The following is a 20,484-nucleotide window of genomic DNA, read 5'->3' as shown; positions in this document are numbered from 1 at the left end:
TTTGTTCATTAAGTTTAAATCTATTAACAAATGAGGAATCAATATGAAAAAACTTATAGGAATTATTGCCGATGATTTGACTGGAGCAAATGATAGTGGTGTTCAGCTTATTGAAAAGGGGATTAATACTTCCGTTCTTTTCGATATTCCAAGGAACCAGGATAACCTTGATAGTGGTTTAGTAATTGATACAAATTCACGTGCGCTTTCTGGAGAAGAAGCGGTCTCCTTGACCACGAAGGCCGGTAGTTTTCTAAAACAATCAGGCTATCAATCTATATATAAAAAAATGGATTCAACTTTACGCGGGCATATCGGTATTGAATTGAAAGCTCTATATAATGTATTTACCCCGGAGTTTGTTTTTATAGCTCCGGCTTTTCCACAGCTTGGCCGAACTACAAAAGACGGTATACATTATGTTAATGGAGTAAAAATAGCAGAGACGGAAATATCAAAAGATCCGAAGCACCCTGTTATGGAATCATCCATTCCCAAGTTATTAGAACAAGAAATCGGGCAACCGGTCGGCTTGTTGAAAAAGGCGGATATTGAAGATGAAGAGAGTTTTCGGGAAACTATAAATGAATTTAAAAGAAATAAGATAAACTATATTGTTTGTGATGCGGAAAGTCAGAGAGATTTACAACAGGCAGTACAAAAAATGGTTACTGCCTCTGAGCGGATTATTTGGGCTGGATCTGCCGGTTTGGCAGAAGTGCTTCCATATGTTCTGGGAATCAGTCAAAAGATAGATAAACGTTCCTTTCCAATATCCAATCGTGTTATGACAGTTTGTGGAAGTTTGTCACAGGTAACCCAGAATCAGGTAAGTTATGCAATTAGACAACCCGATGTAACAGCCGTTGAACTGGATCCTTTGCAAATATTCGTAAATGATTGGGAAACACATAGGCGAGATATTATTGCGCGAATGCTTGAGGGATTACAAAATGGGAATGATATTATTTTATATGTTCCCTCCAATCCAGAAGTTAGGAAAAGCGTTATGGAAGCCGGGAAAGATTTGAATTTAACAGGTTATCAAATAGGGGAGCGAATTTCTGGCTCTATTGGTGAAATCGTGGCAACGATAGCCGAAAAAAATAAAGATTTGACTGGTTTGGTACTGACAGGTGGGGATACGGCAAAAGATGTTTCCCACCATTTAGGCGGAATTGGGTTCCATTTAATTAAACAAGTTGAAGCGGGGATTCCATTAGGTACGCTAATAGGTACGGATGTGAATTATGCAGTTGTAACAAAAGCAGGAGCGTTTGGAGATGAAAGTTCGATTTATCGTGCCATGCGGGAATTGAAGGGAGTTCTTGAAAATGAATAAAAAACCGATCGTGGGTATTACAATGGGAGATGCATCAGGAGTAGGTCCAGAGATCATTGTGAAAAGTTTACAAAATAAGTATCTATATGAACAGTCCCATCCGATTGTAATTGGCGATGCAAAAATGTTAAAGCGTGCTGCCGAAGTTTTGGGAATTGATTTAAAAGTTAAGGAAATTGGCCCTGATTCTGATTTCACAACAGAATATGGTGAAATAGCTTGTTATGACTTGAACTTACTTTCCGAAGATTTACCGTTTGGGTATGTATCTCCTGAAGCAGGGCATGCTGCATATGAATATTTAAAGACCGCTATTGAACTTGCTAATGATAATCGTATTGAGGCAATTTGTACTGCCCCTTTAAATAAAGAAGCATTGCATAAAGGCGGTCATGTATATCCTGGACATACAGAAATTTTGGCTGAGTTAACAGATACCAAAGATTTTTCTATGATGCTTTCTTCTCCTAAATTAAAGGTGATTCATGTTACAACTCATGTGGGATTAATCGATGCCATAAATATGATTAATCCGGAACGAGTTTATAAAGTAATTCATTTAGCACATGAAACACTTAGTAACTCGGGTGTTTATAAGCCGAAAATAGGTGTATGCGGAATTAATCCACATGCTGGAGAAAATGGCTTATTTGGTTACGGAGAAGAAGAAGAAAAAATCATCCCAGCTATTAGGCGCGCAGTTGAAGAAGGTGTTAATGTTGTAGGACCACTTCCGGCCGACACATTATTTTTTCGAGCACAACGTGGAGATTTTGATATTGTAGTGGCTATGTACCACGATCAAGGACATGGGCCAATAAAAGTTTTGGGACTCGAGGCCGGCGTCAATATAACGGTTGGCCTTCCAATTATACGAACAAGCGTAGATCACGGAACAGCATTTGACATTGCAGGTACTGGCAAAGCTGACGAAAGAAGCATGTTAGAAGCACTAAGACAAGCAATTGAACTAGCACCGAAGAAGTAGTTCTTGCCTAAAACTTTAGACAAAAGCCAGCCGATCAGGCTGGCTTTCTTGTCATACTATATTTGTATTTAGCAGATGACCATCAAAAGAACGGTTTGCTATTATAATTTCAATTACTTTCTACAAATTTGTCACTAGAACAACGACAAAATATCCTGTCATAGCAATTAAGCCAATTGGGAAGGCGAATTTGGCATACTCCAGACTGGTGATTTTGAGTTTACCAGCGGCAATGATATTCGGTATATTTCCCGGAATTAGCATGCCACCACTGATCATTAACCCCATCAGGATTGCCTTGATAGTCTGTGAATCCATTGCAGGACTAACTTCTGCGGCAGCAAGCGTTGCATTGTCCAGTACGGCTGAAATCATATTGATCCAATATAACACTAACGGACTGAGACCGAGCAAATATTTTTCGATAAATGGCTCAAATCCTGCACCGAGAAATGTCAATGCCACAACAAATAAGTATATTTTGAAACTGCGAAAAATAATTTCCGCATACGACTCAACCTGTGGCTCTGATTCTGTTTTCGCAATGGTTTTTGCTTCCCCATCACTGTTGGCAGCCTTATTCGAACCTATTTCTTTTCCCGCTGCCATCTCACCGCCGGCCATAATTGCTTCTGATTCTTCTCTTGATTTAACAAAGAATGCAGCAAGGATTCCAAAAATAATTACTGCCGGTATTACAGATCTGCCAACAAGTTTAAGTAAATAAAAGAAGTTTTCGTCCAGTTTACTTACAACAATTGTCGAAAGCGGCTCGCCAATTGGAGTAAGTGCAGCACCCAATCCTATCGCAAAACAAGCCAAAACAACTAAACGAATTTCTGATTTGCGGTCAATAGGCAGCACACTGATTACCGAAACAAGAATGATTGCTGCGATAATTGCCGTAATCACACTGGATAGAAGCCCCAGAATGATTACAAAAAGTGCAATAAACAAACGGTATGGCATAGCCTTACTTATCCCTAAAATTCCTTTTTCAATCGGCCCCTGGAACCAGCGGAATAGCAGCCCCGCAATTAGTACAGCCAACGTAATATTAATCGGATGTACGAGCGCCTCTTTTGTAAGTTCCCAATCTAACACCTGACTGACCAGTACAGATGCAATACCCATAATAAATAAAAACACTTCCAGATTCTTTTCAACCACTTTTGTGAAAGGTAAAAATAGTACAAGCAACAATATTATCATTAATCCAGTTATCATAGTGTATCCCCTTGTATGTATTAACTGACTCTTTAGATAATTAAGGTTAATTTCTGACGTTAATTACTTAAAAGTCGAAAAATAATTATATCATAGTTTTTTTGGATGATGGGATTTTGTAACCTTTGTTTTTCCTGGTTTTAAGACAAATTCCCCAAGTTCTACAACAAGTTTTAATAGATCTGGGACTATATCTGCGTACCTTTTTAATCAAATTTGGAAAGTTCTGCAATTCCCATTGATATCTGTTAATGACGTGCCTATAATGACCGTACATCGTTTAAACAGGAATCATGTCGATATACGTTTTATTTGCGAGATGAAAACAGATAATTGCAAGCAGGAGAAATCCATCATCGACAAATTCTGTTTTCCCCGTTTTTCAATCACTTTCAAGTCCAACGTTTTAAGATTCATCTCAACAAGAGCACCCGTTACAAGAACAGAAAAGTCCAGCAAATAAGTCACTGGTAGTAAAGAGAAGCAAGATCATCCCAAGGGGTTTTCCCTTGTTAATATATAAAACTATTATAGGAGGAGATCTTGATGCGTACTGTATTTCGTGCTGGTGTGCTTTTTCTGCTTATTGCTTTTATTGTTTTTTTAATCCCCACTACTATGGAAAATCAGGTTTTTGCCAAACGAGAAACGCTTTCGTCTACCACCCAGAACTATGACCGGGTTCCGTTTAACAAATTTCGCCAGCTGCTTCGTTCGAATCCCCGGTTATTCAACAACTATGATTATGACTATACACCTTACAGCGAAATTCCCGGGATCTTGGATGAGATTGAAAAGAACAGCAATCGTGTATCGGTAGAAGTGATTGGTGAATCAGCGGGAGGGCATAAACTATACTCTGTGACAATTGCCGAACCGAGTTTGGGAAATGGCAAGTATGGCAACTGGAATATGATTAAGAAGAAAATGATTGAAAATCCTGTTAAGGCACAGAAATGGATTGAGAAACATCCGGATTTTAAAGTGCCTGTTCTCGTAAACGGTTCCATTCATGGTGATGAGTACGTTGGGACGGACGCTGTGTTGCGATTGGTGGAGCATTTCGCATATGCGAATGATGCGGAAACAAAAAATATTTTGAGCAATACGATATTGGTTTTTAATGTTGTGATGAATCCGGATGGCAGAATTAATGGAACCAGATACAACAGCAACGGAATAGACCTGAACAGGGATTTTCTTGTACAGACACAACCGGAAACGAAGGCATTGGTAAATTTAATGACGGAATGGAATCCGACCGTCTTTTTGGATCTCCATGGTTATGTCAATTTAATAGAACCGACGACACATCCATATAACCCAAATTATGAATTTGATTTATTTATCAAATGGGCAATGGATCATGCCCGGGCGATGGAGAATGAAGTGGTTTCCAATTCCGAAGACTATGACACAGCGTACTATCAAAACCTGGATTCCGTTACGATTCCTTATCGTGATATGGAATCCGGCTGGGACGGGTATCCGCCGATTTTCACAACACAATATAACATGTATCACGGAACGTACAGCTATACGCTCGAAGCCCCGGACAACAGGGAGGATGGCGTGACGTGGCATGTCAATGCAGTGATGGGTGCGCTAAAGTTTGCAGCAGAAAATAAAACTGGCATGCTGCATGACCAGATTGAAATTTTCAAGCGTGGCGTAAATGGAATACATCCCGGTGACGATGAGGACTTGTATCCGAAATCTTATCTGCTGCCGGTCAATGGGACTGATCCAACCGTCACGATAAAAGCGGTGAAGCACCTGTTGAAAAATGGTGTGGAAGTCGAACGTGCGAAAAAAGATTTCACCATTAATGGAGAGGAATATGATGCTGGAACATTTGTAGTTGATATGAATCAGGCGAAAGCGGGTATGGCGAACATGATGCTTTGGAAAGGGGAAGATGTAAGCGACATTACCGAATCGATGTACGATATCGCGGTGTCAGGCCTGCCGGACTTATGGGGATTTGAAGCAATCGGAGTGGATGAGGATATTCGTAATACCAGAAATGTGAACTATATTTCTCATCAGGGAGAGTTGTCAGGAAAGGGACCTTACATCATTCCAAATAGTTCCGTTCAGGCAATTGCGCTTGTGAATGAATTGCTGAAAAAGGATATAGCGGTTTACAGGGGCGATGAAGGAAATTTCTTTGTGGAAAGTCAAAAAGGAAGTGTTTTACGGCAAGCAGTTAAGAAGTCGGGTTTGCACGTGAAAACCGGTGAAATGCCTGAGAAGGTCATGTCATTAGGTGATTTGAATGTTGCTGTATTGGAGAAAGGCGGAACAAAACTTGCGCTGGAGCGGCTGGGTTTTGATGTGAAAAAAATGAAACCTGAAGCAGTGGCGAAAAAGGGGCTATCCGATGTTGATGTGCTCGTATACAGCGGGTCAGACCGGTTACCCTTCTGGCTGAGAAGTAAGGGAGATTATGACAGTTTTAAACAAACGATAAACCAATTCGTAACAGACGGCGGAAAGTTTATTGCAGTGGGCAAAGGGGCCTCTGCAGTCGCCAAAGAGTTGGGATTAACAGATCTTGATATTCACGGATCGGATAGCGGCTACAGCAATGCGATTGTCCGTGTAGCGTACGAGGAAGACAGTCTGCTGACAGCTGGTTATGAAGAAAATGGCACAGGCTTTGTCTATAATCCTGTCTGGTATACGGGTATTGATGACGAGACAGTAGTGGCTTCGTTTTCGGAGGAAGACTTTTTCAAGGCCGGCTTCTGGAAAGACCATGAACAGGCTCAGGGAAAACCTGTCATTGTAAGGGAAGATGGAAAGAACGTTCTGTTGATGGGACTTCGTGCCGGATTCCGAAATTATCCGGATCATTTGTACAGGCTGTTTTCGAATGCTATTTATGGAGAGACAGTTGATGTGAATAAGAAAGAGGCTATGAAAGGTTTCACGGAGTATGTTCTACAAGTTAAGCAAATGAGTCAGGCAGCGAAGTAAGAGGAATGGGTTTGTTTGGAAGACTTATCCCCTCAAAAAATTGGATAATGCGTATACAAAATCCCGTATCACCCAACAGGTGGTACGGGATACTTTTCTTGTTACAGATTATTTTACAAAGGTTGGAGGAGTTCCATGAATACTTACGGTTCCATTATAGTCGTTACAAATCAAAAGCACACATTAAAAACGATTGTTGAGCAACTGCATGAAATCAAGTTAAATGATTACTTTGATATTCAGGCACGTACTGTGGATGAGCTGTTCCACTCAACTATAAAGAAGGATTCACTTGTTCTTCTTTCCAGTAAAATTTTATTGCAATTGGTTAAACCTTATTTTCCGGAAGATACTTCATACATTATAGCCAAGCGAATGATTAACTTCGCGAAAATCAGGAGGATGTTGGAAATCCCTAAAGGAGCAAGGGTTCTTCTGGTTAGTGACATGCAGGAAGCGGCAGAAGAAACGATTTCAGTTGTAAAAGAAACGGGTCTCGATTTAAATTTCCATTCCTATTATCCTGGAGCGAAATTAGACCAGTCCATTAAAATTGCGATTACGCCCGGAGATGCACATCTCGTTCCTTCTTCGGTAGAGGAAGTGATCGATATTGGATCCAGGTTCGTAGACATTTCAACAATTATTGAGATCTTTAACCACTTTAATATTTCAGAATTTGAATTAAATCGGTTGTCCGCCCGTTATATTCAATCTCTAATTCATTTGACGGAGGAACTTAGCCAGGAGATTTTCACCGCCAAGTCGCTGCGAAACAGTTTGGAGCAGATTGTAAATAATATCGACGATGCAATCCTTCTTTATTCAAATGACGGGATTATTAATATGATAAATCAAAAAGCGATGCATCTTCTGAATCGACAAGGGCGGGATATGATAGGGAAAAAAGTGCAAGCCGTAATACCTTCCACCTTTATACAAGGCATTCAATCAATAGAGGATAATGAGGATACCTTTAAAGATATAAACGGAATTGCCTATTACCTGCGCAAAAAAAATATCTATGTGGATAATGAAATGTTTGGGACGTTGCTTATGTTTCGAAGGACAAATGAAATACGGCAGATTGAATACAATTACCGGAATAAAATAAAGGGTAAAAACCATGTAGCCCAGTATACATTCCGGGATATGGTGTCGAAGAACCAAACCATTCTGGAATCTATTAAAATAGCAAAAAAACTTGCGAATAGCGATTCGACCATATTGATCCTGGGAGAAACGGGAACAGGGAAGGAGATTTTAGCGCAGGCTATTCATAATGCATCTCTTAGATCGTATTGCCCTTTTGTCGGGGTGAATTTTGCTTCATTATCTGAGAGCCTGCTTGAAAGTGAATTGTTTGGTTATGAAGGCGGCTCATTTACCGGTGCAAAAAAGGATGGCCGCAGTGGGTTGTTTGAGCAGGCACATAAAGGAACGATCTTCTTGGACGAAATTGGAGATGCCTCCCCAACAATACAAAACAGGTTGCTGCGTGTCCTCCAGGAAAGACAAATTCTGCGGGTTGGGGGTGAGCAGATGATTTCACTTGATCTAAGAGTTATAGCTGCAACTAACAAAGATTTGGATACATTAATAGAGACTGGTGATTTCCGTGAAGACTTGTTTTATCGCTTAAACGTTTTGCCAATTCGCCTTCCCCCGCTAAGGGAAAGGTTATGTGACATAGAATGGTTAAGCGACATTTTTATTGAAAGGTTCTCAAAGAAACTGCGGCGAAAGCCGTTTACTTTTTCTCAGAATGCTCAAGAGGCGCTAAAGCATTACCATTGGCCAGGGAATATAAGGGAATTGCAAAACACAATAGAATATCTTGCTCATATTTGTGATGAAACCGTTTATCGGGAGCAATTGCCATTTTTCGCGAATTCCCGCTTTCTGAACATAGAGGAACAAAAAGACCGGGATTATAATAAGTTGTTAGATTCTTTTCATGAACGGGGATTTATAGATGAAATAATCGCAATGCTAACGTTTCTCTCAAGAAAAACAGTATCGTCTTCAGGAAGACATCAACTGTTGGTTTTTCTTAAAGAAAACGGATTTAACCTGTCTGAACAGCAAATAAGATACAGACAGGAGTTGATGCGTAAGGAAGGTTTGATTTATGTATCCCGCGGCCGCAAAGGAAGTGAGATTACCAATATGGGCCGCGGTTTATTAGAATATGTGCGTAACAAATAGTGAGAATTAGAGGCCGGGATAAAAGTGTTTTATCCAAAGGAAAATCCCGACCACTAATTAGAAAATGGAGCGTAAAACCGCTCCGGAAATATACTCCGCTTTCACTTTCGAGCATAAGTGCGACATCTGCTCAACTATCGTTTCGCAGTGTCTTCTTTACCGCGGGCGGCTGCTGAGTCTCCTCGTGCTTGCGCACTTCGGAGTCTCACCTAGGCCTCTTCTCCCGCAGGAGTCTGCGCATATTTCCTCCGCTAAATAGCTAATTGCATGTCTTTTGAATTACACATTTTTGATATTGTCCCAGCCTTATTTTTTGGTTACCCAATTTGGTGTATAGATTCAGAAATGGCCAACCAAATAAAGCTGCGTATCATTGTAATTTATTGAATAATAGCGGAATTGGGAGCTTTCATAACTTGGCATGGAATTTGCAAATGAAAAGCAAGATCGGAATTATCCAACTATATTCAAAGGGAGGAATTTGATGTTTAGCCGAAAGGGAGTTTTAGCATTTGCAGCCGTGCTCGTTATGTTGGTTCTGCTGTTCAGCGGTTGTTCTAACAGTTCTGAATCAAAGGGGCAAGATGCAACTCAAGGGACTGTTAAAAAAGAAGGAAATGATTTGACCATTGCTGTTGATGCGAACCTTATTAGTATGGATCCGCATGATACCAATGACACATTGTCAGGTTCGGTGCAACGGACGATGTTTCAGGGGTTGTTTGGATTCAGTAAAGGGATGGAGGTTGTTCCTGTATTAGCAAAGGATTATAAAGTCAGTGATGATGGTTTAGTGTACACTTTCCAATTGAAAAAGGGAATTACATTTCATGACGGTGCGCCATTTAACGCTAAGGCAGTAAAGGTTAATATTGATCGTTTAGCCAATCCGGATAATAATTTAAAACGCCATAGTTTATTTGCCATGGTAGAAACGACAAAGACTGTTGATGAGCATACCGTAAAAATAAAACTTAAAAAACCTTTTGGGGCTTTCATTAATAATTTAGCCCATCCAGCGGGCAGAATGATCAGCCCGAAAGCACTTAAAAAGTATGGGGATAAAGTGGCCAGGAATCCGGTAGGTACGGGTCCGTTTAAATTTAAAGAATGGGTACCGGGAGATCATTTAACAGTTGTTAAGTATGATCAATATTGGCAGGATGGTTATCCAAAGGTTGATCAAATCACCTTTGAACCAACTCCTGAAAATGGATCCAGGGTGGCAAAGCTTAAAACGGGTGAAGCAGACTTTATTTTCCCTGTTCCGCCAGAACAAGCGAAGGAAATTGATGGTAAGAATGGGATTGAGGTAAAAGCCGAACCTTCTATCGTTGTACGATATATGGCTATGAACAACATGAAGGAACCATTTAACAATGTAAAGGTTCGGAAAGCAATAAATTATGGTATTGATAAAGAAGCTTTCATCAAAGTAGTTAAAAGAGGTTTCGGAAAACCGCTGGATTCGGTAATTGCACCTAAAACATCATTTTATTCGCAGCAAAAAGTATATGCGTATAATCCGGAAAAGGCCAAGCAGTTATTAAAAGAAGCCGGGTATCCAAATGGATTTAAGACTACTTTATGGGGCGGTAACAATTCCACATCCATGAAAGGAATGCAATTTATTCAACAACAGTTAGCAAAAATAGGCGTTAAAGTTGAAATTGTTCCTATGGAAACCGGGACAATGTCTGAAAAAATCTGGTCCACAAAGCCAAAGGAAACCGAACTTGAAATGTATTATGGCGGTTGGTCTCCTTCTACCGGTGATGCGGATTGGGGGATTCGTCCTCTGCTGGGCGGAAAAGCGGCATTCCCGCCAAAATCATATAATACAGCTTATTATTCAAATGACAAGGTTACGAAATTGATTAACGATGCTCTTCTTACGGCGAATCCGGATGAAAGAGAGAAGATCTATGAAGATATTCAAAAGTTAATATGGAACGACGCGCCATGGGCATTCCTGACAATCGACTATACGATCAGCGGTAAGAAAAACTATTTGGAAGGTGTGCATCTGCTGCCTGATGGATCGTTAAGTACACATGATGCGAAAATTGTAAAATAAATAGCTGGGGGCGGTGATACAGCCCCCAGTTCCTTAACAGGGAGGGGAGAAACTTGATACTGCGTTATATTTCCAAAAGAATCATTGAGCTTATTCCGATTCTTCTTGTTATTTCTATTCTTGTTTTCCTATTTGTACATTTAATACCAGGAAATCCTGCCCGGCTTGTAGCTGGTAAACAGGCTACATTTCAAGAAGTCCAATCGGTGGCTGAAGAGCTTGGTCTGAATGAACCATTGTGGAAACAATATTTTTCCTATATGAAAGGTTTATTTCAAGGGGATTTTGGTACTTCCCTGAAAACAGGAATACCTGTTTTCGAAGTAATAACATCCAGGTTTATGCCCACCTTTTGGTTAACTATTTGGAGTATGGCATGGTCGTTGGTTATCGGATTATTAATTGGTGTTGTCTCTGCGAAAAACCGTAATAAGTGGCAGGATCTTTCAGGAATGTTCGGGGCTGTATCAGGAATATCCATGCCCTCGTTTTGGCTTGGGCTGCTCCTTATTCAATTGTTCGCAGTGAAATTGGGATGGTTTCCGGTAGGTGGTAATGATTCCTGGTTAAGTTACATATTACCTTCCCTTACATTGGGGACTACAGTGGCAGCTGTTATTGCCCGTTTCACGCGTTCTTCCTTAATGGACACATTGAAAGATGACTTTGTCAGAACAGGCCGTGCAAAGGGGTTGTCCGAAAACAAAGTTGTATGGGGGCACGCCCTAAGAAATGCGATGATTCCAATCGTTACGATGAGTGGTCTTCAATTTGGATTTTTATTAGGCGGTTCCATCGTTGTTGAAGTAGTGTTTAGCTGGCCGGGACTGGGAAGTTTACTTATCGATTCCATTTCCTTTAGGGATTATCCGGTGATACAGGCTGAACTTTTATTATTTGCATTAGAGTTTATGTTAATAAATTTGGTTGTCGATCTGTTATATGGCGTCCTCAACCCAAGAATTAAGCTTGATTAAAAGGAGGGTGAGTCATCATGTCTGAAACAAAAATGACTGCACAATCAGCATACAATGATGATGTCGTTGAAAAAAGGAAAGCAACATTATGGTTTGATTTTTGGAGGAAATTTCAAAAGCAGAAGACTGCCCTGGTATCGGGGTTATTTATCATAATTTTGTTGATCATAGCGATTGTTGGTCCGTTTATTGCACCCTATGGACCGGCGGAACCTGATTACAGCAGCATTCTTGAAGGTCCTTCCGCCACTCATCTGGCAGGGACTGATGCCTATGGCAGGGATATCTTCAGCCGAATTATTGTGGGTTCCAGAATCTCTTTGCTTATCAGTATCAGTTCAGTGTTCCTCGGTGCTGCTGTTGGATCTATCCTTGGTTTGATCAGTGGTTACTACGGAAGATGGCTGGATAGTTTGATTATGCGGGGGTGTGACGTATTATTTTCTTTCCCCGGAATGCTGCTCGCCATTGGAATTATTGCGATTTTAGGGCCCGGACTAACCAACGTTGTGATTGCAATCGCCATTTTTACTGTACCTACATTTGCAAGAATTGTTCGGAGCGGCACCTTGTCTGCAAAAGAATCCGTTTTTGTGGAAGCTGCCAGATCTATCGGGGCTACGAACAAGCGAATGATTTGGAAACACATTTTTCCCGAAACCGTCTCAAGCATTATCGTATATTTCACGATGCGGATTGGAAATGCCATTTTGGTTGCTGCAAGTCTCGGATTTCTTGGTTTAGGAGCAAAGCCGCCTACTCCGGAGTGGGGAGCAATGCTAAGCATGGGAAGGGACTACATCAGTACAGAACCACATATAACTTTTTTCCCAGGTTTGGCAATTTTTTTAACCGTGCTTGCATTTAATTTACTTGGTGATGGATTACGGGATGCGTTAGATCCCAAGATTAAAAATTAACGAGAGGGGAGTGTTCCTGATGGATGAAAACATATTGGAAGTCAGTGGATTAAAGACCCACTTTTTTGGAGATAAGGGTAAGGTTGCCGCAGTTGATGGGGTTGACTTTCATGTTCGAAAAGGAGAGACCCTTGGTATTGTAGGTGAATCAGGCAGCGGTAAAAGTGTTACTTCCCTTTCTATCATGCAGCTTCTTCGTGATACCTCAGGGGAAATAGTGGAAGGCTCCGTAAAATTCAGCGGAAAAGAACTATTAAACTACAGTGAGAGACAGATGAGGAAAGTAAGAGGGAATGACATAGCTATGATTTTCCAGGAGCCAATGACTTCTCTTAATCCAGTTAAAAAGATTGGTGAACAAATTCAGGAAGCTGTTCTTTTACACCTCAAATATAATAAAAAAAAGGCCCGGGAACATACCGTAAATATGCTTAAACTGGTCGGGATCCCGCGTGCGGATGAAGTGATTCATGAATATCCACATCAGCTTTCTGGAGGTATGCGGCAACGGGTGATGATTGCAATGGCAATGTCCTGTACCCCCAAATTCCTGATTGCCGATGAACCTACAACAGCTTTGGATGTAACGATACAGGCTCAGATTCTGGAGCTTATGAAGGAATTGCAAAAAGAAGAAAACACCTCCATTTTGTTAATCACACACGATCTGGGGGTTGTGGCTGAAATGTGCTCCAGAGTTGTTGTTATGTATGCAGGGAAGGTAGTCGAGGAGGCCGATGTGTACGAATTATTTGCAAACCCGAAACATCCATACACAAAAGGCTTAATTCAATCAGTTCCAAAGCTTCGCCAAGGAACGAATCGATTGGACTCCATTCCGGGTAATGTACCTGATCCGGGTAATATGCCAAAGGGCTGTAAGTTTGCCCCCAGATGTGCTCATGTTATGGATATCTGTCATTCTAAGGACCCGGAACTGGAACTTCTCCATGATGAGCATTCGTGCCGATGCTGGTTATATCAGGAAGATTCAACAAAAAAGGAGGGGGAGCATGGGAAAGCCTTTAGTTGAAGTTCGAAATTTGAAAAAGCATTTCCCTGTTAAAAAGGGACTTTTTGAAAAAAATAAAGCGGCAATACAGGCAGTTAACGATGTTTCTTTTACTATCGGGAAGGGTGAAACCTTTGGCTTAGTAGGTGAAAGCGGATGTGGCAAGTCAACTACCGGACGTGTGGTAATGAATTTACTTTCCCCATCAAGCGGAAGTATCTATTTCGATGGACAGGAAATAAGCGGTTTAAGTGATACGCAATTAAGAAGTCAGCGGAAAAATTTTCAAATGGTGTTTCAAGACCCGTATGCATCGTTAAATCCCAGAATGAAAGTGAAAGAACTTATATCTGAACCTTTAATCATTCATAAATATGATAACGTTTATATCGACAAAAGAGTAAATGAATTACTGGATATTGTTGGTTTGAATAAAAATTATGCAAATCGCTATCCCCATGAATTCAGTGGTGGACAACGGCAAAGGATTGGGGTAGCACGAGCATTGGCATTAAACCCAAAACTTATTATTGCGGATGAGCCGGTATCTGCTCTGGATGTGTCAATTCAATCACAAATACTTAATCTTTTACAGGATCTTCAAGAGGATCTCGGACTCACATACTTATTTATATCACATGATTTGAGTGTGATGGAGCATATCAGTGACCGACTTGGCGTTATGTATCTTGGGGAAATAGTTGAATTGGCCGATAAAGACACTATATATGACCATCCTAAGCACCCTTATACCCGGGCTTTGCTGTCATCTATTCCGATTCCTGATCCTACTGTAAAAAGGGATCGTATTATTCTTAAGGGTGATATTCCAAGTCCCGCGAATCCTCCAAGTGGATGCCGGTTCCACACAAGGTGTCCACATGCTATGGAAATATGCAAGTCCGAAAAACCGAAGTTAAAAGAGGTGGCGGTTGGCCAAATGGCAGCATGTCATTTGTATGACTAGAAATATTATATATGGTAGAGGTGATAATAATGGGTGAACAACAAAGACCGGTCCATGTTTATCGTGGAGGCTGTTTGGAAAGTGTGCATGAGGTTGATATTGCGGTAGTAGATTGTAATGGAAAAATTCTATTTTCATATGGTGATCCTAATCGCCCGACATTTGCAAGGTCTTCCATGAAGCCATTTCAAGCTGTTCCTATCTTGGAAACTGGTGCAGCGAAATATTTTTCATTTGATGCAGCAGATATTGCATTGTTTTGTTCGTCACATAATGGAGAAGCCATTCACCGATCCAGGGTTCTATCATTGCTGGAAACAGTGGGAAAAGATGAAACCTCTTTACAATGTGGCACGCATATTCCGAGGGATCTGGATAGTTATAAAAATTTGATACGTGATGGTAAAGATTTAACACCGGTATTCAGTAATTGTTCGGGGAAACATACCGGCATGCTGGCAACCTGTGTTTATTTGAATGAGGAAGCAAAAACCTACAGGGAATTGGATCATCCGCATCAACAACGAATTTTGAATGTAATTTCAACGATTTGTGACTTTAACCCGGAGTCTATAGGGATTGGTGTTGACGGGTGTGGTGTACCAGTACATCAATTGCCGCTTAACCATATAGCCATGGGGTTTGCCCGCTTGTCTCAGCCGGATAAAATGATGGATCAAATCTATGTCCAATCGCTTAAGAAAATAAGAGATTCAATGATGGCGTATCCGGAAATGGTTGCAGGCACCAATCGATTTGATACAGATTTAATGAAAACATTTGATGGTGAAATTGTTGCTAAAGCAGGGGCTGAAGGCGTGCAGTGCATTGGGCTGGCAGATTCAGGATTGGGCATTGCGATAAAGGTTGAGGATGGCAATGGGAGAGCAGCCAGTGTAGCAGCTATGAAAGTTTTAAAAGAATTGAATATTGGGGATGAAAAAGAACATCATATGCTTCAGTCGTACATAGAACCTGCTGTAAAAAACATGTCCGGAAATGTGGTAGGTAAGATCACGGCAGAATTTCAATTGGAGAATAAGGAGTTTGCATAATTCTTCAGTAGGATTTGGATTGTACGATTTAACACGACCTTTATTGGAGGGTCGTGTTTTATTGTTTGATGGAGCACAACCAAGAATCCAATCCGGTCGATTTATATCAAAAAACAAAAATTCTTCTTGAAAAAATACACAAAATAGTTATATAATTTGCAACAATACGTTCGTTCGAGGGAGTGAAGAGAGATGAATAAACCAGGGGGAAGAGAACCAAGTATTTTTCTCGCTATTATTCCAATCTTAATTTTGATAGCGTCTGCTGCAATGTCTATTCTATATTGGGAGGCAGGCATGTTTGTACCGCTAATCAGCGGTATTATTGCTGCTGCAATTATCGGCAAAATCATGGGATATACTTGGAATTACCTGCAAGATGCTTTAACAGAGGGAGTCTCAAAAGCACTTCCAGCTGTTTTTATATTGTTTATTATTGGTATCATCATTGGAACTTGGATTCTTAGTGGTGTTATTCCAACATTAATTTATTATGGTTTAGCGATCATCGACCCAAACCTATTTTTACCACTTGTATGTTTCATTACAGGGGGAGTTTCACTGGTGCTTGGCAGTTCATTCACATCGATTGCCACAGTTGGTTTGGCTTTTATTGCAATCGGACAAGGATTGGAATTTCCGCTTCCTATGGTGGCGGGTGCGGTGATTTCCGGAGCTTTTTTTGGTGATAAATTATCACCGCTGTCAGACACTACCAATGTAGCACCGGCAATGGTTGAGGAGAATCTGTTCGCACATGTACGCCATATGTTTTGGGATACGTTGCCGGCTTTTGTAATATCCATTCTGCTTTACTGGATTATTGGCCTGCGTTACGCATCTTCAGCAGCCGGTACGAATGAAATTACGGCTATTATGGATGGGTTGGAAGGATTATTTGTCATTCATCCATTTTTATTTATTGTTCCAATACTTTCGTTGTTTTTAATGCTGAAACAATATCCTGCTATTCCTTCTCTTATTTTCATAGCGATACTAGGAGGAATTACCGCTATCATTGTTCAGGGAAGTTCGATTACAGACGTGATTCAAGTAATGACATCCGGATATGACGCAAATAGCGGGATAAAGGTGCTCGATTCGTTGTTGTCAAGTGGCGGGATCAATTCCATGCTCAATACGATCGGACTGATTATTATTGCTACAGCCCTGGGCGGCATTTTGGAATCTACCGGGGTATTTAACGTAATTGTGACTTCCATTGTAAGCAAGATCCGTTCGACAGGTTCTTTGATTCTTTCTACTGTTTTATCATCATTCTTGGTAGCTTTTGCAAGTGGTTCGCAATTTTTGGCAATCATTTTACCAGCAAGAGGTTTCTTGGCATCGTATAAAAAATTTGGTTTATCACCATTGAATCTATCAAGAGCTGTTGAAGCAGCGGGGACGGTTGGTATTAACCTGGTACCATGGGGAGTACCGGCAGTATTCGCGGCCGGAGTACTTGGCGTTCCGGCAATTGAATTCATACCGTTTATCTTCTTTTCATACCTTGTACCACTTATAAATATCGCATATGGATATACAGGAATTTCGATAAAACGTATACCTGTTAAGATTCAAAATAATAGCTACAGGAGGAACTATTGATATGTATGTAAAAGTATTAGGTACCGCACAAGATGCAGGAATACCACATTCCAATTGCTTCTGCCCTAACTGTAATCTGGCAAGACGTGACAAAAGGTATCAACGTCTTGCCGCATCGCTATCCATTCATTTTGAAGAAAGCAATAAATGGTTTTTGATTGATCCATCACCTGATTTTAAAACCCAACTGGATCGTATTCAAAAGGAAACAAAATGGAGATTGATGATGGATGGTATCTTTATTACACACGCCCATATTGGTCACTACACAGGTCTGATGTACCTTGGGAAGGAAGCTGTTTCAACAAATCAAATGCCCGTTGCCGTCGGAGAAAATATGAGGGAGTTTCTTTCTTCACACTATCCTTGGAAACAATTGATTGATTTAAAAAACATTAAGCTTGAAACCCTAAAATTTAAACAAGATTATCAGTTGACTGATGGGGCAGGAATTACCCCATTATTAATTCCTCATCGAAATGAATTTTCGGAGACATTTGGCTTTATCATTTATGGAAGACAAAAACGGTTATTATATATCCCGGATATTGATCGATGGGAACAATGGAATGTGAATCTTGGAGAGGTAATGCGTGACATCGATTACTGTTTCATTGATGGAACGTTTTATTCCGAAAAGGAACTTGCATCGATTGGCCGATCCTATCAAGACATTCCACACCCGCTAATATCTGATTCCATGGAAATATTTAAACCGTATAAAGACACATGTCAAATTTATTTCACCCATTTCAATCACACGAATCCCGTGATTGGAGGGGAAGAAAAGTACAGGAGGGAAATTGAGAAAAACGGCTTTTTTATTTTGGAAGAGGGACATGAGTTTAATTTATCTGATTAATAGATGTTGTTTAACAAAAAAATGATATCTCCTAGTGGCGCTACGGGAAAGTTCTGGAAAAGTTATTTTAAGGAACAAAATTAAACTAGTAACAGCACAATGTATAAAATCCTTCCAATGGGTAGACCAATGGAAGGATTTTTGGTCGGGGTAATTTACAGTATGTAAAAACACAAATACTATTTTTTAACAGTATGCCAAGTGAAATTAATCCTTGAATTATATATAGTTGAATTATTGAATTAAATAGTCTCCCAATTTAAAATATTAAGTTTGTTGAGCATCGCTTTTTTGAATGCGCTTTCAAATTCACCGAACTTTCTAGACATACAAGAGTATTCGAACAACATGCGGCGATGATGACAGATGCAGCCGAAGTGGGAATGATTTTTATTCCAAGTATAGGAGGAAAAAGTCACTGCCCTGAGGAATATACTAGAGAGGAAGATATTAAAACAGGGGGTGATTTATTACTTCATGTGGTAGAACGCTTAGCTGTAAAAACAAAAAGTTCAAATCATACATCAAGGTAAGGCACTCAGAAATTTTCGGAGGAGGATATAGATGCGTACATTAATTAAAAACGGAACGATTGTAACCGCTATCGATGAATTTGTTGGTGATGTATTAGTTGAAGGAGAAAAAATTGTTGCTGTTGGAGAACAATTGGATGTATCGGCTGCTGAGGTTGTCGATGCCAAAGGAAAATATGTCCTCCCGGGAGGGGTAGACCAACACGTTCATTACTCTTTTGAATTTAAAGGGGAACGCGTACGAGGATTTGAAACCTCCAATGCCGCTGTAGCCGGCGGAACCACGACGGTTGTGGAATTTGTTAATCAGGAACAAGGAAAAGGAATGGCTGACACCATTTTTGATATGGATAAGAAGGAAGTTGTTAATCAAGCCATGGCTGATTATTCCTATCATGCTGTCGTATGTGACCCAGTTGATTCGACATTTGAGGAGATCGCCGATTTGCCGAACAGGGGTATTTCTACCGTTAAATTATTTATGGCCTATAAAGGCATGCCGTTTCACAGTGACGATGAAGCCCTGTACAAAGCATTAATTGCAGCAAAGGAAGCGGGTGTCACAGTTATGGTTCACTGTGAGAATGCTGATGTGATAGATTATCTCCAAAAGAAACTGATTTATGAAGGTAAGACCGATCCATATTACCATGCTGTATCGAGACCTGCACGGGTAGAACTGGAAGCAACACAACGCGTGATTAATCTGGCGGCTATGGTAGGCGCTCCCGTTTATATTGTTCATGTTACTGCTAAAAGTGTTATGCAAGCCATTCGGTCAGCTAAAAACGAAGGATTACCCGTTTATGGTGAAACGTGTGTCCAGTATCTGATGCTTGATAAAGATGATTTAGCTAAACCAAACTTTGAAGGTGCCAAATATGTGATGTCACCGGCATTACGGACCAAAGGGGACCAGGAAGCTTTATGGGAAGCTGTAAATAATGGATGGCTGAATGCCGTTAGTACGGATCATTGTGGATTTAACTGGGAATCACAGAAGCATATGGGAATTGACGATTTTACCAATATCCCCAATGGTGCACCAGGTGTAGAAAATCGTTTAGGTGTTCTTTGGACCTATGGTGTGAACACCGGGAAGATTTCCAGACAGCGGTTTGTTGACCTGTTTGCAACTACACCGGCTAAAAACATGGGACTGCACCATAATAAAGGGCATATTGGTGTTGGTATGGATGCGGATATTGTTATTTATGACCCCGATGGATCATCCATCATTTCCAACGAAAATAGTTTACATGGTGTGGACTATAGTACATTTGAGGGGTATAAACAGGAAGGAAAGGTAGATAAAGTATTCCTTCGAGGCAAACTTGTTGTTGAAGACAGTGAATATATCGGCAAGAAAGGTGACGGAAAATTTATCCCCGGAAAACCATTTGCGCTTGGTTTTGATGAAGTAAAATCAACGGAAATAAATCGTGTATGAAGCAGCGTTTTATATTAATCATCTTTGCTTCCCAATAGATAAATAATTTAAGGCTTGCCGGGTAATCCCGTATGAATCCCGGGATTACCCGGTATACCTTAGCCTATGCAGCAGAATAACCCCACCAGGATTATCATTCATCCAGATGAATCAACCTCAATCAAAAAACAATATGCATCGCAACTAGAGACAATGTTGCACGGAACTGTACTTGTATTCTGTTGGATGCTGTAAGCGTGCATTCCAACCATGTAGTTGTTTGCTGAAGTTTCT

Annotated in this window: 15 protein-coding genes; 14 read left to right on the top strand and 1 reads right to left on the bottom strand. The window is 40.5% G+C overall.

Annotated features, from left to right (window positions below):
- Positions 1-43 precede the first annotated feature (43 nt).
- Positions 44-1,342 carry a four-carbon acid sugar kinase family protein gene (locus tag B1K71_RS15970; RefSeq protein ID WP_077328783.1) on the top strand — a complete coding sequence of 433 codons (1,299 nt, stop codon included), beginning with the start codon at positions 44-46 and terminating at the stop codon, positions 1,340-1,342.
- The gene (gene pdxA / locus B1K71_RS15965; protein ID WP_077328781.1) at positions 1,335-2,330 is read left to right on the top strand and encodes a 4-hydroxythreonine-4-phosphate dehydrogenase PdxA; all 996 of its coding nucleotides are present in this window, start codon (positions 1,335-1,337) and stop codon (positions 2,328-2,330) included. Before B1K71_RS15970 ends, pdxA begins: the two co-directional genes overlap by 8 nt.
- Positions 2,331-2,450: 120 nt before the next feature.
- Here pdxA and B1K71_RS15960 read toward each other — a convergent pair whose 3' ends face one another.
- Positions 2,451-3,557, bottom strand: coding sequence for a DUF1646 family protein (locus B1K71_RS15960; protein WP_077328779.1), 1,107 nt, complete (start codon positions 3,555-3,557; stop codon positions 2,451-2,453).
- 546 nt (positions 3,558-4,103) lie between these two features.
- On the opposite strand from B1K71_RS15960, the gene B1K71_RS15955 reads away from it, so the two are divergent.
- The 12 genes from B1K71_RS15955 (at position 4,104) to hydA (ending at position 20,211) form a co-directional block, all read left to right on the top strand.
- A complete protein-coding gene (locus B1K71_RS15955; protein ID WP_077328777.1) occupies positions 4,104-6,539 on the top strand; it encodes a M14 family zinc carboxypeptidase in 2,436 nt (811 codons plus the stop codon).
- Between the two features lie 135 nt (positions 6,540-6,674).
- On the top strand, positions 6,675-8,747 hold the full coding sequence (locus B1K71_RS15950; RefSeq protein WP_077328775.1) for a sigma-54 interaction domain-containing protein: 2,073 nt from the start codon (positions 6,675-6,677) through the stop codon (positions 8,745-8,747).
- Between the two features lie 484 nt (positions 8,748-9,231).
- Positions 9,232-10,824: a glutathione ABC transporter substrate-binding protein gene (locus tag B1K71_RS15945; protein WP_077328773.1), complete on the top strand. Its 1,593-nt coding sequence runs from the start codon at positions 9,232-9,234 to the stop codon at positions 10,822-10,824.
- A 56-nt stretch (positions 10,825-10,880) separates the two neighbouring features.
- Positions 10,881-11,801, top strand: coding sequence for a nickel ABC transporter permease (gene nikB / locus B1K71_RS15940; RefSeq protein ID WP_077330317.1), 921 nt, complete (start codon positions 10,881-10,883; stop codon positions 11,799-11,801).
- A gap of 32 nt (positions 11,802-11,833) precedes the next feature.
- Positions 11,834-12,721, top strand: a complete 888-nt coding sequence (locus B1K71_RS15935) for an ABC transporter permease subunit (protein ID WP_077330315.1) — start codon at positions 11,834-11,836, stop codon at positions 12,719-12,721.
- 19 nt (positions 12,722-12,740) lie between these two features.
- Positions 12,741-13,754, top strand: coding sequence for an ABC transporter ATP-binding protein (locus tag B1K71_RS15930; RefSeq protein WP_077328771.1), 1,014 nt, complete (start codon positions 12,741-12,743; stop codon positions 13,752-13,754).
- Complete coding sequence (locus B1K71_RS15925) at positions 13,735-14,700, top strand: ABC transporter ATP-binding protein (RefSeq protein ID WP_077328770.1); 966 nt, start codon at positions 13,735-13,737, stop codon at positions 14,698-14,700. The genes B1K71_RS15930 and B1K71_RS15925 overlap by 20 nt, the downstream gene beginning before the upstream one ends.
- 29 nt (positions 14,701-14,729) lie before the next feature.
- The gene (locus B1K71_RS15920) at positions 14,730-15,755 is read left to right on the top strand and encodes an asparaginase (protein WP_077328768.1); all 1,026 of its coding nucleotides are present in this window, start codon (positions 14,730-14,732) and stop codon (positions 15,753-15,755) included.
- A gap of 192 nt (positions 15,756-15,947) precedes the next feature.
- On the top strand, positions 15,948-17,366 hold the full coding sequence (gene nhaC, locus B1K71_RS15915) for a Na+/H+ antiporter NhaC (RefSeq protein WP_077328766.1): 1,419 nt from the start codon (positions 15,948-15,950) through the stop codon (positions 17,364-17,366).
- A gap of 1 nt (position 17,367) precedes the next feature.
- The gene (locus tag B1K71_RS15910; protein WP_077328764.1) at positions 17,368-18,228 is read left to right on the top strand and encodes an MBL fold metallo-hydrolase; all 861 of its coding nucleotides are present in this window, start codon (positions 17,368-17,370) and stop codon (positions 18,226-18,228) included.
- A 359-nt stretch (positions 18,229-18,587) separates the two neighbouring features.
- The gene (locus tag B1K71_RS20000) at positions 18,588-18,761 is read left to right on the top strand and encodes a hypothetical protein (protein WP_175631933.1); all 174 of its coding nucleotides are present in this window, start codon (positions 18,588-18,590) and stop codon (positions 18,759-18,761) included.
- A 31-nt stretch (positions 18,762-18,792) separates the two neighbouring features.
- The gene (hydA, locus tag B1K71_RS15905; RefSeq protein WP_077328763.1) at positions 18,793-20,211 is read left to right on the top strand and encodes a dihydropyrimidinase; all 1,419 of its coding nucleotides are present in this window, start codon (positions 18,793-18,795) and stop codon (positions 20,209-20,211) included.
- Positions 20,212-20,484: the final 273 nt, after the last annotated feature.

Origin of the sequence: Virgibacillus siamensis, from assembly GCF_900162695.1 — a bacterium.
Lineage (GTDB): Bacteria > Bacillota > Bacilli > Bacillales > Amphibacillaceae > Lentibacillus > Lentibacillus siamensis_A.
The sequence above is the reverse complement of the archived record's forward strand: the minus strand, read 5'-3'. Positions and strand labels throughout refer to the sequence as shown.